The sequence below is a fragment of the Streptomyces sp. NPDC051452 genome (genome assembly GCF_044454765.1).
In the GTDB taxonomy this organism is placed as follows: Bacteria; Actinomycetota; Actinomycetes; order Streptomycetales; family Streptomycetaceae; genus Streptomyces.
Map to the genome: position 1 here is coordinate 132606 of NZ_JBITEB010000001.1, position 15108 is coordinate 147713.

Here is a 15108-nt window from a genome sequence, read left to right on the forward strand (position 1 = left end):
GCCGGGCCGATGGACGCCGGGCGCTCATGTGGGCGGCCCGCGACGGCCGGTGTGGCCGCGGACGTCACCTCCCCCGTGGGGTGACGTCCGCGGCCGTTCCCCCCGGCGGCGGACCGTGGTCCTCGTCGTCCGTGTGCCGTCACCAGCACATGATCGCGGTCTCTCCCGAGCCCCAGGTGGAGTACAGGCGGACCCGGACGACATAGCGGCGGCCCTTGACAAGCCGCACCCCGACAACGGCGTTGTCCGGGCAGCCGCCGTCATCGTGGCCTGCGAGGAAGCGCGGTTCCCCGTCGCGCTCCTCGAAGACCACGAGTACGGTGTCGGCTTCGCCGAAGGTGCCCACGGTGTACTCGCGGGTCTCCGACGGCTCGACGGTGAAGTCGGCCTGCTCCGCCGGGCCCAGACCCAGCGGGACCGACCGGAACGGCACCAGCGCGGCCGGCCGGTCGCAGCCGGCCGACGGATACCAGCGCAAGCCGAACTCCTTGTCGGCCGGGGACGGTGTGCCGGACGGGGCAAGCCCCGCGCGGTACCGCTCCGGCTCCAGCACCAGCCCCGGCCCGAACGGCAGCGCCATGACCGACTGCGGGTCCCACACCGAGCCGCTCGCCTCACCGGCCTCCAGCGTGCGCAGCACATTGGTGTACGTCGTCTGCCGGCTCCAGAAGTTCGGCGGCCCCGCCAGCTCGGCGTACACGGCCTCGTCGTCCCAGTGCAGCCCGGCGAACGGGCTCTGGTGCTCGTGCACCATGCCGAGCGCGTGCCCGATCTGGTGCAGGACGGTCCCGCGTTCCCCCGCCGCGGTCACGTCCCAGCCGAGGTTCATCGTGCGCTCCCCCCGGCCGACCGACAGCGCCTCCCGGCCCACCGCCGACCAGGAACCGGCACCGGTCTGGAAGCCGATCCGCAGCTCCGCCTCGTCCCGGTCGCCGACCTCGGCGAAGCGGACGCCGATGCCCAGGCCCCGCCACTCGCGGAAGCACTCGCGCACCACCTCCCGCTGCGCCTCGCTCCCCGCCCACGGCACCCGGCGAGGTTCCCCGGTCCCGGGAACCGGGATCACCGAGGCGTCGGAGCCGGCGTCGAGGAAGCAGTAGTGCAGGACGGTGCCGTTGACCCACATCCGCCGCCCGGCGAGCAGCGCGCCCAGCCGCTCGGCCGTCAGCCCCGCCGCGAAGGACGGGGCCGGCTGCCGAGGAAGCGAGCACAGGCGTCGGGTCATGCGGCCAGCGTGCCCGCCGCCGGTGCCGGGCGCCTGAGTCGGGGGCTACTCAAGTACCCCTGTATCAAATCCGAGTAGGCGCGCTCCCGATGACGTGAGGACTTTCCGGCAGCACACGAAGACACTGCAGCCGTCCTGGCCGTTCACCGGCCGGCAGGACGAACTGGCGCTGGTGCGCGAGGCGCTGAGCACCACGCGGGACGGCATCGTCGTGACCGGCCCGGCGGGGCACGGCAAGACCCGGCTGCTCACGGAGGCGGTCCGGGGCGCGGACCACACCCGTGTGACCGGCACCCCCGAGGCGCGGGGCCTGCCCTTCGCGGCCTTCGCGCACCTGCTTCCCGACACCGTCTCCCTGCACGACGCGGTCCGGCTCCTGCGCTCGGTACGGCTGCTCGTCGTGGACGACGCCCACCTGCTGGACGAGGCCTCCGCCGCCCTGGTCCACCAGCTCGCCGCGCACGGACGCACCCGCCTGCTCGTGGCCGCGGTGGACGAGGTGCCCGCACCGGGCGCGGTGGCACGGTTGTGGACCGGCGAACTGCTGCCCCGGCTGGCCCTCGCCCCGCTGCCCCGCGAGGACACCGCGCGCCTGCTCGCCGCGGCGGGGCTGGAACCCCTGACGGCCGGCCGTCTGCACCGGGTGTGCCGGGGGGACCTGCGGTTGCTCCGGGACCTGGTGGGCGCGCTCGCCGCCGACGGCCGGCTCACGCCCGTGGAGGGCACCGACGCACGGGCCTGGCGCGGACCGCTGCCCGTCACCCCGGCCGTGCGGGAGCGCCTCGCCCCGCTCCTGGCGCGCTCCGCCCCCGGCGAGCGTGCCACCCTCGAACGCCTGGCCTTCGCCGAGCCGTTGCCGCTGCCGATGGCCGGTCTCGACCTCGGCGTCCTGGAACTCCTGGAGGCGGACGGCCTGATCGAGGTGGACGACCGGGGTGCCGTCACCCTCGCCCACCCCCTGCACGGCCCGGCTCTGCGCGCCACGACCGGCCACCTGCGAGCCCGGGGGCTGGCCCCCGCCGCGGACGCGTACGGCGCTGCCCTGGACGCCGAACGGCGCACTCTCGTGGAGCGGATCGAGCGGCTGGACGTGCGGCCGGTGCCCACGCCGGTGGGGGAGTGGCTGGTGGCGGAGGGCATGCCGCTGCCGCCCGGCTACGCCGCCGTACGGGCCCGGTACGCACGGCTGCGCGGCGAGGTGCGGGACGCCGCGGCCTGGGCTCGCGAGGGGCTGCGGCGGTCGCCGGACGATCCCGGCTGCCGGTTCGAACTGCGGTGCGCCGAGGGCCGGTCGGACGAGGCGGTGGGCACACGCGGGCGGGCCGCCGGGACCGGCGGTGACGAGGTGCACGTCCTCTACGAGGCCGTGCGCCTCGGTGTCCCCGAACCTGCCGCGGGGCGGCTGCCCGCGGGCAGCGTCCTCGCCCGGCACGCCGAAGCGCTCGCCCACGGCGACGGGACCGCCCTGGACCTGGCGGCCGAGGCGCTACAGGAGCGCGGGCTGCTGCTGTTCGCCGCGGAGGCACACGCTCAGGCCGTGCGGGCGCACCGCGATCCCCGGGCCGCGCGGCGGTCGCGCACCCGTGCGCTCGCCCTGGCCGGGCGGTGCCAGGGCGCGCGCACACCGGCGCTGGCCGGGCTCACCCTGGACGAACTCACCTCCCGGCAACGGCAGATCGTCACGCTGGCGGCGGCGGGACTCAGCAACCGGGAGATCGCCGAGCGGCTGACCCTGTCCGTGCGAACGGTGGGGAACCATCTGTACGGCGCCTACACGCGGCTCGGGACGGGGGACCGGGAGGCGCTGCCCCGACTGGTGGAGCAGCGGGTCGCCGGGCCGGCGTAGGGACCGCACCGGCCCCCTTGCCCAGCCGTGGTGCCCGGCGCGGGGCCGTGGCCGGGACGTCTCCGTGGCTCAAGCCGCGCCGAACGCCGCGAAGGCCCAGCCGGTCGCCTGGTGGGTGGCGTCCGACGGGAGGGTGGCGCGGGCGTCTCGGAGGGCCTCGGCCAGCGAGAGGCCGGCGGCCAGGCCCCGGTGCAGGGCGAGCATCAGCGGGACGACCGCCGCGTCGTTGACCGGTGCGCTGCTCGCCACCACCCCGGCCGTGCCCAACGGCAGCAACGCCGTGACCAGGCCCAGGAGTTCATCGGCACCGACCGAGGCGAGGCGGGCGGTGTCGCAGCTGGAGAGGATGATCCGGTGCGGGCTGCGGGCGAGCCGCTCGAAGTCGTGGACGATCAGCGGACCGTCGGCCATCCGCAGCGCGGAGAACAGCGGGCTGTCCGCGCGGAACGTGCCGTGCGCCGCCAGGTGCGCGAGACCCGCGCCGTCGAGCTCCGCCAGCACCCGGGGCACCTGGGCGTCGTCCCCCTCCAGGACCGTCGCCGTGCCGTACCGGCCCGCCAGCTCCACCACCTCGCCACCACCGGTCGCCAGGCCCGGGCCGCGCACCAGCACGGTCCGGCCGTCCGACGGCGGCCGCGTCTCCCGGGCGCGCAGCCAGCTGCCCGCCGACGGCGACACGCTGAGCACCCGCTCCCGCAGCGCGGGCAGCAACGCCCAGGGCACCCGGTGCAGCGCCCCCGGCGGCACGATCACCACCGGCCCCGCACCGAGATGCGCCGCCGCCCCGCCCAGCAGCAGCTCCTGTAGCCGCGCGCCCGCCGCCTCCACCAGCGGCAGCCGCGCCTCCGCCCCGGGGTGGGCGAGCCGGCGCAGCCCGGCCTGCACGTGCTCCGCCTCGGCCACCGCCTCGGCCAGCGACCCGCCGTCGAACCGCCGTACCCTCCCCTGCCCGCACAGCAGGACGTGCACCCGACCGTCCACGACGGCCAGTTCGACCAGTCGGCCGGTACCGAGGCGGTCCAGCAGCCGGCCCGCGTCGAAGCGGTCCCCGGTGCCGGGCGCGGCCCCGCGCATATGGCGGGTGCGGGAGCGGATCTCCCCTTCCAGGCGCCGCTGTTCGCGCTCCAGCGCCGGCACCGGGCGGCCCTGCATCCGGGCGCCCTCGGCGCGGGCGGCTATCTCCCGGTAGGCGGTCAGACCGCTCAGCAGCGCCGGATCGTCGGGCGGCCGGGTCGGCGGCGCGGACAGCACGGTCGCCCGCCACCGCTCGCTCCACGCCAGCAGCCGCCGCGGACCGCCCTGGTCGAGGCTCACCTCCTGTGCCAGCGCCGCCAGTTCGGCACCCTGCGCGGTCACATGGGCACGCAACTCCGAGGCGCCCAGGGTCATCCGGTGGTCGTCCAGCACGTCCAGACCACGCCGGCAGGCCTCCAGCACCCCCCGCCGGGAACCGGCCGCCCGCGCCCTGAGCGCCTGCGCCGCCCAGCCGGTCACCCGGGCGGTGGGCGGCCCGCCGTGCCGGCTGCGCGCGGCCACCGCCAGATGCCGCTCCGCGTCCGCCGTCCAGCCGAGCGAGAGCGCGATCCGGCCCGCGAGGAGCGACGCCTCGGGCGCCGCGGGCGAGCCGAAGCCGGCCAGCCGCTCGGCGACCGCCGCCGCGTCCGCCACCAGCCGCCCCGACCGGCGCCCGGCCGCCACCCGCGCCCCGATCAGCACCAGCCGCGCATGGGTCTCCCACCACACCCGTCGCTGCGCCGCGAACAGCCGTACGGCGACGGCGGCACGGGCGATCGCGGTGTGGGCGTCCCCGGCCGAGCGGGCCGCCCACGCGGCCGCGAGCAGCAGCTCCGCCTTGCGGGTGGACTGCCCGCCGATCCGGTCCAGCAGCGCCGTCGCCGCGTCCGCCTCGGCCAGCGCCTCCGGGGCCAGTCCGGCCGCCATCAGCACCTCGCAGCGCCGCACGGAGAGCATGTAGGTCGGCGTGCCGAGCTTCGCGTACCGCTCCTCGGCCTCGTCCAGCAGCCGCAGCGCCGCCGGGATGTCCCCGGAGCGGAACGCGGCGAGTCCCCGGCTCTCCACCGCGTCCGCCTTGTCGTGCTCCTGGCCGGTGGTGTCCCACAGCCGCTCGGCCGCCGCGAAGTCCGCGTCCGCCCGGTCCACCGCGCCGAGGGCCAGATGCACGGTGGCCCGCAGGGTCAGCGCCCGCGCGGTCCAGATGTCGTCGGCGACCTGTCGCAGCACCGGCAGTGCCCGCCGCACGTCCTCCAGCGCCTCCCGGTGGTGCCCCAGCACCCACCACACGTACGCCCGCCGGTACAGCACGCGGGCCCGGGTGTGCCCGGTACCCCGCGCGACTCCCCGCTCGAACGACGCGAGCCCCTGCCGCGTGCGCCCCGCGTGCACCAGTGCGACCCCCAGCGTCGCGAGCACGTCGGCCTCCCGGTCGGCCGAATCCGCGCGCGCTGCCAGGTCCCGGGCCCGCCGCAGATGCCGCAGCGCGACCCGCAGGTCACCGAAGTCCCGCTGCCAGATCCCAAGCACCTGGTGGGCGACGCTGGCGTGCAGCGGCGGCGCGGCGGCCTCGAGTACCCGCTCCGCGCGTGCCCGGGCCTCGCCGGGATCGGCGAACACCAGGGGCAGCAATTCGAGAACCGACTCGCTTCCCGCCGTCACGCCTCGCATGGTAGTGGCCTGTTGTATCAGACGGTGGTCCGGCGGCTCTGACTGTCGAACCGTCTTGAGGGGGAGGACACGACATGGCGCCACAGCGCTTCCACGAGCAGTTCGACCACATCCAGCGTTCGATGCCCGGCGTCCCGTTGGCCATGGGCCCGGACGAGGACGCCCACTTCCTGTACGAGCGGGGGGTCGTCCTCGCCCGGGACGGCGAGGAGGCCCTGCTGGTGGAGGACGCCGTGCGCGCCCACTTCACCGCGACCCCGGGGCTGTTCCCCGAGCACGTCCGCCCCGCGGGCCCGCGGACCAACCGCGGCGGTGTCACACGCATCCGGGTCGGCGACCCGGACGGGGGAGAGGACACCGTGCCGCACGCCCTGCGTGCCCTGCGGGAGGCGGAGGGCCGTGGCGGCCGCCGGCTGGTGGGCCGTAACCACGTGGTGCACATCGCCGTCAACGCCTGCCCCGGCGACGAGCCGGTGCCGGTCGCCCGCACCGAGGCGGCCAACCCCGCCCCGGCGCACGGCGGCCGCCACCCGGACCGCCCCGTGCGGGTCCTGGTGGTCGACAACGGTCTCGTGCACGACCACCGTTCCTACCCGCTCCTCGCCCGCACCACGGGTGACGCCCAGCTGCACGAGACCGACGGCGACGGCCTGCTCCACCAGTACGTCGGACACGGCACGTTCATCGCCGGCATCCTGGCGGCCCTCGCGCCCGAAGCCACCCTCACCGTGAGCGGCCTGCTGAACGACGCCGGCGCCGTGCTGGAGTCCGAGTTCGGCGCCAAGCTCTTCGAGGCCGTGGACCGGGACGGCTGGCCCGACGTCATCAGCCTCTCCGCGGGCACGCCCACCGACGGTACCGAGGGTCTGATCGGTCTGGACGCCTTCATGCGGGAACTGCGCTCCCGTCGCACCCTGTTGGTGGCCGCGGCTGGCAATAACGGCGGTGACACACCGTTCTGGCCCGCCGCCTACGCCGCGCTGCCCGAGTACGCGGACTGCGTGCTGTCGGTCGGCGCGCTGCGCGCGGACGGCGACACCGAGGCCTGCTTCAGCAACCACGGCCCCTGGGTCCGGGTCTACGCCCCCGGCGAGCGCCTCACCAGCGCCCTCACCGGCTTCGACACCCCCGTGCCGTATCTCTACCAGCACTCCACCTACGATGCCTGCCGGTTCGGCTTCGGCTACGCCTGCACCTGCCAGTTCCCGCGCCACACCGGCGTGTTGAGCGAGGGGCGCGAGAGCACCGGGGGCAAGCCGGACCAGGTGATGTTCGACGGGCTCGCCCAGTGGAGCGGCACCTCCTTCGCGACCCCGGTGGTCGCCGGGCTCGTGGCCGCGCGGCTGACGGCCCGCCGGGACCGGGCCCCGCGCACGGCCGCCGCCCGGCTGCTCGTGGAGACGGCCGGCCGGGCCGAGGTGCGCGGGGCGCACGTCCCGGCACTGCGCCCGCCCACCTGGCGCCCGGTCCCCCTCGCGACCCCGGCGGTGCCCGCGTGAGGTCCAAGAGCGCAGGCTCCGCGGCGTACGATGACATCCCGTACACAAGGGGTGGAGCCGTGGACCGAGCAGAGGTCGGGGAGTTGGTCCAGTCCGCCGTCGACGGGGACGCCGCGGCCTGGAAGGCGCTGGTGGAAGGCATGAGCCCGCTGGTGTGGTCGATCGTGCGCGCCTACCGGCTCTCCGACGCCGACGGCCACGAGGTCTATCAGACCGTCTGGTTCCGCTTCGCCCAGCACCTGGGCCGGATCCGCGAACCCGACAAGGCCGCGTCGTGGCTGGCCAGTACGGCCCGGCACGAGTGCCTGAAGGTGCTCAGGAGCCTGACCCGGCTGACGCTCACCGACGATCCGCAGGTCCTGGACCGGGCCAGCGAGGAGCGGACGCCGGAGGAGTCGCTGATCGAGTCGGAAGAGGCGGCGGACCGGGCCGAGCGGGTCCGCCGGCTGTGGCTGGAACTGGACGGCCTGGGCGACCGGTGCCGGCAGTTGCTGCGCGTGCTGATGGCTTCCCCGCCACCCAGCTATGTGGAGATCTCGGCCGCGCTCGGCATCGCGGTCGGCAGCATCGGACCGCTGCGCCAGCGCTGTCTGCGCCGCCTGCGGGCCCGGATGGACGCACGAGGTGCGGTGTGAACGGACACCACGAGAACCGACCCGACGAGAACGGGTACGACGGGAGCGGGTACGACGGGAGCGGGCACGACGAGAACGGGCACGACGAGTTCGGGCTGTTCCCGCACGGCGCGGACGGGGACGACTTCGCGGACGCACTGCTGGAGGAGGAACTGCGCCAGGCGGCCGCCGTCCTGGACCCCGTCCCCGACTCGCTGCGCCAACTCGCCCTGGACGCCTACGCCCTGCACGACCTGGACGCCCGGATCGCCGAACTGACCTTCGACTCCCTCGTGGACGCCCTGCCGGTCAGGGGCGTCACGGACGCGCCACGCATGCTGACCTTCCGCGCGGGGGAGCTCACGGTCGACGTCGAGGTCACCGACGACGGCCTGATCGGCCAGGTGCTGCCGCCCAGTCCCGCGCGCGTCGAGGTACTGGGCGGCCCGCAGACGGCCCGGCCGGTCGCCGTCGACACCCTCGGCCGTTTCACCAGCGACGCCCCGCCGACCGGCCCGTTCGCCCTGCGGCTGCGGACCGGCGCGCAGGTGATCGTCACGGAGTGGCTGCGGGCCTGAGCCGCTCACCCGGTCGGCACCGGCAGCCGCAGTCCGGGCGGCCGGCGTGAAGTGCGGTGCCGACCGGCTTATCTGACGACAAGTCAGCTCGGTGCGGCCCGGACCGTGCGGCGGCGGTGATCAGTCTCCCCAACCGGCGGCGCCGATGCCTTCCCGGGCACGGGCCGCGCCGTGGACTGCCCGGTGAGCGTGCCCACTCCCCGGTCGTACGCGCCCCGCCGCTGTCCCGCCGGGGAGTGCGGCGTGCCGCCCGGCGGGCGGGTCACAGGGCGTCGACGAGCGCGGCGAGCGCCGACGCCAGCCGGCCGAGGCCGGGGCCGGACGGGCCGCCCGGCTCCGCCATGTACGTGTCGCGGCGGATCTCCACCATGAGCGCGCCCACCCGGGCGTCACGGCCGTAGAAGTCCAGCGGTACGTAGGTGCCGGCGAACGGGCTGTCCAGGCCCGTTCCCCCGCATCCGGCGAAGGCCTCGCGGGCCGCGCGGGTCAGCTCCGGCGGGGTGTGGAAGCCGTCCGTGCCGAGGCACACCGGTGGCCGCGGTCCGGCCGCGTGCAGCTCGTAGGGCAGCGGCTCGGAAGGGTACGAGTGGACGTCGATGATCACGGCCCGCCCGGTCGCCGCCAGCCGGTCCGTCACCGCACGCGTCATGGCCCGGGCATAGGGCCGGAAGTACCGCTCCACGAGCGGCCGCGGATCGGTGTCCGCGGGGCGCAGCTCCGCCCGGTGGGTGGTCCGCGTGTAGACGGCCCCCATGCCGACGGCGAGCATCTCCTCCCGCTCGTCGGGGAACCGCTCCGGGTCCACCACGAGCCGCGAGAGCCGGTTCACGAACCGCCAGGGCGTGACGCCGGCCAGGGCGGCCGCCCGCTCGGCCAGCTCGGCGGTGTGCGCGTCCGTGATGTGGTCCAGCTCCCGTTCCAGTTCCGCGTCGCCGAGCACGATGCCGGCGCGCACCTCCGAGGGAATCGTCCGCGCCGAGTGCGGCACGTGCAGCAGCACCGGCGACTCGGCGCCGCCGGGCAGGAGTTCGAAGGAGGGGGCGGGGGCGGACTCGGGCACGGGCTGCTCCTGGGGGCCGTCGGTGGCGTGGGACGGGACCAAGGTGTCACACGGCACCGACGAGGGTTCATCCGTGTCAGCCGAGCAACTCCCGTACCAACGCGCCCACCTGCTCCGTCTCGATCAGGAACCCGTCGTGCCCGTACGGCGACCGGACCAGTCGCGGCCGGCCGGCGCCCGGGATCAACTCGGCCAGTTCGCGCTGCTGGTCGAGCGGATAGAGACGGTCGGAGTCGACGCCGGCCACCAGGGTGCGCGCGCTCACCCGGGCGAGGGCGGCACGCAGCCCGCCGCGCTCCCGGCCGACGTCGTGGGCGTTCATCGCCTCCGTCAGGACGACATAGCTGGCCGCGTCGAAGCGGCGGATCAGCTTGGCCGCGTGATGGTCGAGGTAGGACTCCACCTGGTAGCGGCCGCCACGCAGCGGATCCCGCGGGTCCTCGGGGCCTGGCGGTTCCTGCGGGAGCCGGCCGAAGCGGACCCGCAGCTCCGGCTCGCTGCGGTAGGTGACATGGGCCAGGCGGCGGGCCAGGCCCAGACCCGTGTGCGGTCCCCGGCCGCTGTCGTGGTAGTCGCCGCCCTGCCAGTGCGGATCACCGCGGATGGCGCCCACCTGGATGCCCGCCCACGCGATCTGCTCGGCGCTCGCCGCCGCCGTCGTCGCGAGCAGCAGCAGCGCGTCGGTCCGCTCCGGGTACGACACCGCCCACTCCACCGCCCGCATGCCGCCCATGGAGCCCCCGGCGACCAGCGCCCAGCGGTCGACGCCGAGCGCGTCCGCGAGCCCGGCCTCCGCCGCGACCTGGTCGCGCTGGGTGAGGAACGGGAAGGCGCCGCCCCAGGCGCCCCCGCCACCCGGGCGCGGGGAGGACGGCCCGGTGCTGCCCTGGCAGCCCCCGAGGACGTTCGGCGCGACCACGAACCAGCGGTCGGTGTCCAGCGGCCGACCCGGACCGAGCAGCGCGTCCCACCAGCCGGGGGTGGGGTGGCCGGGTCCGGCGGGCCCGCCGACATGGCTGTCCCCGGTGAGCGCGTGCAGCACCAGTACCGCGTTGGAACGGTCGGGGGCGAGCCGCCCCCAGGTCTCGAACGCCAGCCGCACCTCGGGCACTTCACCGCCGGTCTCCAGCGGCAGCGGTTTCTCCGCGGTGTACCACTGCCGCCGTCCGGGCGGGTCCCCCTCCCGCCAGGCGCCGGTGGCCGGCGGCAGGGGCTCCCCGAAGGCCGCGCCGACGGCCACCTACGCGTCCTTGGCGGCGCGGAAACCGGCCTCCAGGTCCGCCTTGAGGTCGGCCACGCTCTCGATGCCCACCGACAGCCGCACCAGCCCGGGCGAGGCGCCGCTCGCCGTGAGCTGCTCCTCGTCCAGCTGGCTGTGGGTGGTGGACGCCGGGTGGATGATCAGGCTGCGTACGTCGCCGATGTTCGCCAGATGGCTGAACAGCTCGACGGCGTCGACGAACCGCCGGCCCGCCTCCACGCCACCCCGCAGCTCGAAGGAGACGACGGCACCGGCCCCGCGGGGCAGATACCGCTGCCCCGCCTCGTACCACCGGCTGGACCGGAGCCCCGGGTAGTGGACCACCGCGACCTCGTCGCGCTGTTCCAGCCACTCGGCGAGAGCCTGCGCGTTGGCGGTGTGCCGCTCCAGGCGCAGGCTCAGCGTCTCCACGCCCTGCAGCAGCAGGAACGCCGAGTGCGGGGCGAGCGCCGGGCCGAGGTCGCGCAGCAGTTGCACCCGCAGCTTGACCGCGAAGGCGCCCGGACCGAGCGCCGGCCAGTACCGCAGACCGTGGTAGCTGGGGTCGGGCTCGGTGAAGTCCCGGAAGCGGTCGGGGTGCGCGCCGAAGTCGAAGGTGCCGCCGTCCACCACCACGCCCGCGATCGTGGTGCCGTGACCGCCGAGGAACTTGGTCGCGGAGTGCACGACGATGTCCGCGCCGTGCTCCAAGGGCCGCAGCAGATAGGGGGTCGGCACGGTGTTGTCCACGATCAGCGGGACGCCCGCCGCGTGCGCGACGTCGGCGACCGCCCGTACGTCCAGCACGTTGCCGCGCGGGTTGCCCAGCGACTCGGCGAACAGCGCCTTGGTGTTCGGCCGGATCGCCGCCGCCCAGGCCTCGGTGTCGTCCGGGTCGGCCACGAAGGACACCTCGATGCCCAGCCTGGGCAGCGTGTGCCGGAACAGGTTGTACGTGCCCCCGTACAGCGACGGGCTGGAGACGATGTGGTCGCCGGCGCCCGCCAGCGTGAGGATCGCCAGGGTCTCGGCGGCCTGACCGGACGACAGCGCCACCGCGGCCACGCCGCCTTCCAGCGCGGCGATCCGCTGCTCGAAGACGTCCTGGGTCGGGTTGTGCAGCCGGGTGTAGATGTTGCCGGGCTCGGCGAGCGAGAACAGGTCGGCCGCGTGCCGGGTGTCCCGGAAGACGAACGACGACGTCTGGTAGATCGGCGTGGCCCTGGCGCCGGTCACCGGGTCGGGCGCTGCACCGGCATGGATCTGCTTGGTCTCGAACGACCAGGCGGAGGTGTCGGCTTGGGTGCTCATGCTGCTCCTCGCACGGAGAGATCGGCGCTGCCTTGTGACGAGGTAAGCACAGTCGGGCAGGGCGGAACAGTCCTATACGAAACGTGACATGAGGACGTCACAAAATAACCGGCGCGCGCACCACGCACGTCCGCCCCGGCCGGGGACACCGACCGGGGCGGACTGTCACTCACCAGGCGGCCGAGGCCGCGGCGGGCGCTTTAGCCGAGCGCGGCCAGGGCCTCGTTCCAGGTGGTGGACGGGCGCATGATCGCGTCCGCCTTGGCCTTGTCGACCTGGTAGTAGCCGCCGATGTCGGCCGCGGAGCCCTGGACGGCGTTCAGCTCGTCCACGATCCGCTGCTCGTTGCCCGCGAGGGTCTCGGCGAGCGGCGCGAACGCCTTGGCCAGGTCGGCGTCGTCGGTCTGCCGCGCCAGCTCCTGCGCCCAGTACAGGGACAGGTAGAAGTGGCTGCCGCGGTTGTCGATGCCGCCGACGCGACGGGTCGGGGACTTGTCCTCGTCGAGGAAGGTCGCCGTGGCGCGGTCGAGGGTGTCGGCGAGGACCTTGGCCCGCGTGTTGCCGGTGGTCTCGGCGTACTGCTCGAAGGACGGCACCAGGGCGAAGAACTCGCCCAGCGAGTCCCAGCGCAGGTAATTCTCCTTGACCAGCTGCTGGACGTGCTTGGGCGCGGAGCCGCCGGCACCCGTCTCGAACAGTCCGCCGCCCGCCATCAGCGGGACGACCGACAGCATCTTGGCGCTGGTGCCCAGCTCCAGGATCGGGAACAGGTCGGTGAGGTAGTCGCGCAGCACGTTGCCGGTGACCGAGATGGTGTTCTCGCCGCGGCGGATGCGCTCCACCGACAGCTTGGTGGCCTCGACCGGGGACAGGATCCTGATGTCCAGGCCCTCGGTGTCGTGCTCGGCCAGGTAGCGCTCGGCCTTGGCGATCAGGTTGGCGTCGTGCGCGCGGCCCTCGTCCAGCCAGAACACGGCCGGGTCGCCGGTGGCGCGGGCGCGGGTGACGGCCAGCTTGACCCAGTCGCGGATCGGGGCGTCCTTGGTCTGGCAGGCGCGGAAGATGTCGCCCGCGGAGACCGCCTGCTCGATCAGGGCCTCACCGGAGGCGTCGACGACGCGGACGGTGCCGGTCACCGGGATCTCGAAGGTCTTGTCGTGGGAGCCGTACTCCTCGGCCTTCTGCGCCATCAGGCCGACGTTCGGGACGGAGCCCATCGTCGACGGGTCGAAGGCGCCGTTGGCCCGGCAGTCGTCGATGACGGCCTGGTAGACACCGGCGTAGGAGGAGTCCGGGATGACGGCGAGGGCGTCGTGCTCCTGGCCGTCCGGGCCCCACATGTGGCCGGAGGTGCGGATCATCGCCGGCATCGAGGCGTCGATGATGACGTCCGAGGGCACGTGCAGGTTGGTGATGCCCTTGTCGGAGTCGACCATGGCGAGGGCCGGGCCCTCGGCGATCTCGGCGTCGAAGGAGGCCTTGATCTCGGCGCCCTCGGGCAGGTTCTCCAGGCCCTTGAGGATGCCGCCCAGACCGTCGTTCGGGGTCAGACCGGCCGAGGCGAACGTCTCGGCGTACTTCGCGAACGTCTTCGGGAAGAAGGCGCGCACCACGTGACCGAAGATGATCGGGTCGGAGACCTTCATCATCGTGGCCTTCAGGTGCACGGAGAACAGGACACCCTCCGCCTTGGCCCGGGCGACCTGCGCGGTCAGGAACTCGCGCAGCGCGGCGGTGCGCAGCACCGAGGCGTCGACGACCTCGCCGGCCAGCACCGGTACCGACTCGCGCAGCACGGTGGTGGAGCCGTCGTCACCGACCAGCTCGATACGGAGCGAGCCGTCCTCGGCGATCACCACGGACTTCTCCGTGGAGCGGAAGTCGTCCACGCCCATGGTCGCCACGTCGGTCTTGGAGTCGGAGCTCCAGGCGCCCATGCGGTGCGGGTGGGTCTTGGCGTAGTTCTTCACCGAGGCCGGGGCGCGGCGGTCGGAGTTGCCCTCGCGCAGCACCGGGTTGACGGCGGAGCCCTTGACCTTGTCGTAGCGGGCGCGGATGTCGCGCTCCTCGTCGGTCTTCGGGTCGTCCGGGTAGTCCGGCAGCGCGTAGCCCTTGGCCTGCAGCTCGGCGACGGCGGCCTTCAGCTGCGGGATGGACGCCGAGATGTTCGGCAGCTTGACGATGTTGGCCGCGGGCGTCTTGGCCAGCTCGCCCAGCTCGGCCAGGGCGTCCGGGATGCGCTGGTCCTCGTTCAGGTACTCCGGGAAGAGCGCGATGATACGTCCGGCCAGCGAGATGTCGCGGGTGTCCACGGCGACACCGGCCTGCGACGCGTACGCCTGGATCACCGGCAGGAACGAATGCGTCGCCAGGGCCGGGGCCTCGTCTGTGTAGGTGTAGATGATGGTCGAGTCAGTCACCGGGTGCTCCGCTCCACGTCTGCAACATTGCTCGACATCAAGATATCTCGTGACCGGGGTCGGCTCGACAGGGGTCCCGGCCGGAAAACGCCCCCGCCCCCCTGCCGGATCCGGGCCCGCGCGGTCAGGACGGCCGATCACCCGCCGGAGCGGCCCCGGCCTCACCCGTCATCTCGCGCTCGATCCAGCGGCAGATCACGTCGACCACGTACGCCCGCTCCGCGCGGGTCAGCTCCCGCCCCTTGGCGATCCCGTGCCAGCGCAGCAGGCAGCCGCGGCAGCAGGTCGCCGTGGCGTGCTGGGCCACGAACACCGGATGCCCCCGGTACGGCGTCTGCTTGCCGTCCTTGTACGGCTCGGCCGGTGCCAACCGCTTGCCGATCAGGTCGTCGGCGTGCCGGCGGATCGTGTCCGGGCCCTTCAGCTCGGCCGTCGCCCGGTCCCGCCCGCGCAAGTGGAACCGCGCCCGGAACGGCTGCCGCGCGAGGGCGTCGATCCGCTGGTCCAGGATGCGCAGCGCCCGGTGCCGACCGTCGTCCACCACCCGTCGTCCTTCCGTTCCGGGCCCGAAGCCGGCGCTCCGGGCCGCGCGGGTGCCGCCCGCCACGATTTCGCCGGGCCCGCCGTCTTTCG

General features: G+C 74.5%; 11 protein-coding genes. 4 read left to right on the forward strand and 7 right to left on the reverse strand.

Features of this window, described 5'->3' with window-relative positions; genetic code table 11:
• Positions 1-139: 139 nt before the first annotated feature.
• Complete coding sequence (locus ACIBA9_RS00600) at positions 140-1225, reverse strand: M12 family metallopeptidase (protein WP_399359174.1); 1086 nt, start codon at positions 1223-1225, stop codon at positions 140-142.
• 94 nt (positions 1226-1319) lie between these two features.
• Here ACIBA9_RS00600 and ACIBA9_RS00605 point away from each other — a divergent pair, with 94 nt between their 5' ends.
• Complete coding sequence (locus ACIBA9_RS00605) at positions 1320-3071, forward strand: LuxR C-terminal-related transcriptional regulator (RefSeq protein WP_399359175.1); 1752 nt, start codon at positions 1320-1322, stop codon at positions 3069-3071.
• A 69-nt stretch (positions 3072-3140) separates the two neighbouring features.
• Here ACIBA9_RS00605 and ACIBA9_RS00610 read toward each other — a convergent pair whose 3' ends face one another.
• A complete protein-coding gene (locus ACIBA9_RS00610) occupies positions 3141-5753 on the reverse strand; it encodes a CHAT domain-containing protein (RefSeq protein ID WP_399359176.1) in 2613 nt (870 codons plus the stop codon).
• 74 nt (positions 5754-5827) lie between these two features.
• On the opposite strand from ACIBA9_RS00610, the gene ACIBA9_RS00615 reads away from it, so the two are divergent.
• The 3 genes from ACIBA9_RS00615 to ACIBA9_RS00625 all read left to right on the forward strand — a co-directional run bounded on the left by ACIBA9_RS00615 (position 5828) and on the right by ACIBA9_RS00625 (position 8444).
• A complete protein-coding gene (locus tag ACIBA9_RS00615) occupies positions 5828-7252 on the forward strand; it encodes a S8/S53 family peptidase (RefSeq protein ID WP_399359177.1) in 1425 nt (474 codons plus the stop codon).
• A gap of 59 nt (positions 7253-7311) precedes the next feature.
• Positions 7312-7887 (forward strand): RNA polymerase sigma factor, encoded by a 576-nt coding sequence (locus tag ACIBA9_RS00620; RefSeq protein WP_399359178.1) that lies wholly within the window; start codon positions 7312-7314, stop codon positions 7885-7887.
• A gap of 95 nt (positions 7888-7982) precedes the next feature.
• Complete coding sequence (locus tag ACIBA9_RS00625) at positions 7983-8444, forward strand: hypothetical protein (RefSeq protein WP_399359978.1); 462 nt, start codon at positions 7983-7985, stop codon at positions 8442-8444.
• Positions 8445-8706: 262 nt separating this feature from the next.
• Here ACIBA9_RS00625 and ACIBA9_RS00630 read toward each other — a convergent pair whose 3' ends face one another.
• The 5 genes from ACIBA9_RS00630 to ACIBA9_RS00650 form a co-directional block, all read right to left on the reverse strand.
• Positions 8707-9504, reverse strand: a complete 798-nt coding sequence (locus ACIBA9_RS00630) for an N-formylglutamate amidohydrolase (protein WP_399359179.1) — start codon at positions 9502-9504, stop codon at positions 8707-8709.
• 76 nt (positions 9505-9580) lie between these two features.
• Positions 9581-10744 (reverse strand): homoserine O-acetyltransferase, encoded by a 1164-nt coding sequence (locus ACIBA9_RS00635; protein ID WP_399359180.1) that lies wholly within the window; start codon positions 10742-10744, stop codon positions 9581-9583.
• Positions 10745-12055, reverse strand: a complete 1311-nt coding sequence (locus ACIBA9_RS00640; RefSeq protein ID WP_399359181.1) for a bifunctional o-acetylhomoserine/o-acetylserine sulfhydrylase — start codon at positions 12053-12055, stop codon at positions 10745-10747.
• 200 nt (positions 12056-12255) lie between these two features.
• Positions 12256-14475 carry an NADP-dependent isocitrate dehydrogenase gene (locus ACIBA9_RS00645; protein WP_399359182.1) on the reverse strand — a complete coding sequence of 740 codons (2220 nt, stop codon included), beginning with the start codon at positions 14473-14475 and terminating at the stop codon, positions 12256-12258.
• A gap of 124 nt (positions 14476-14599) precedes the next feature.
• Positions 14600-15019, reverse strand: coding sequence for a DUF4186 domain-containing protein (locus ACIBA9_RS00650; protein WP_399359183.1), 420 nt, complete (start codon positions 15017-15019; stop codon positions 14600-14602).
• Between the last annotated feature and the right edge of the window lie 89 nt (positions 15020-15108).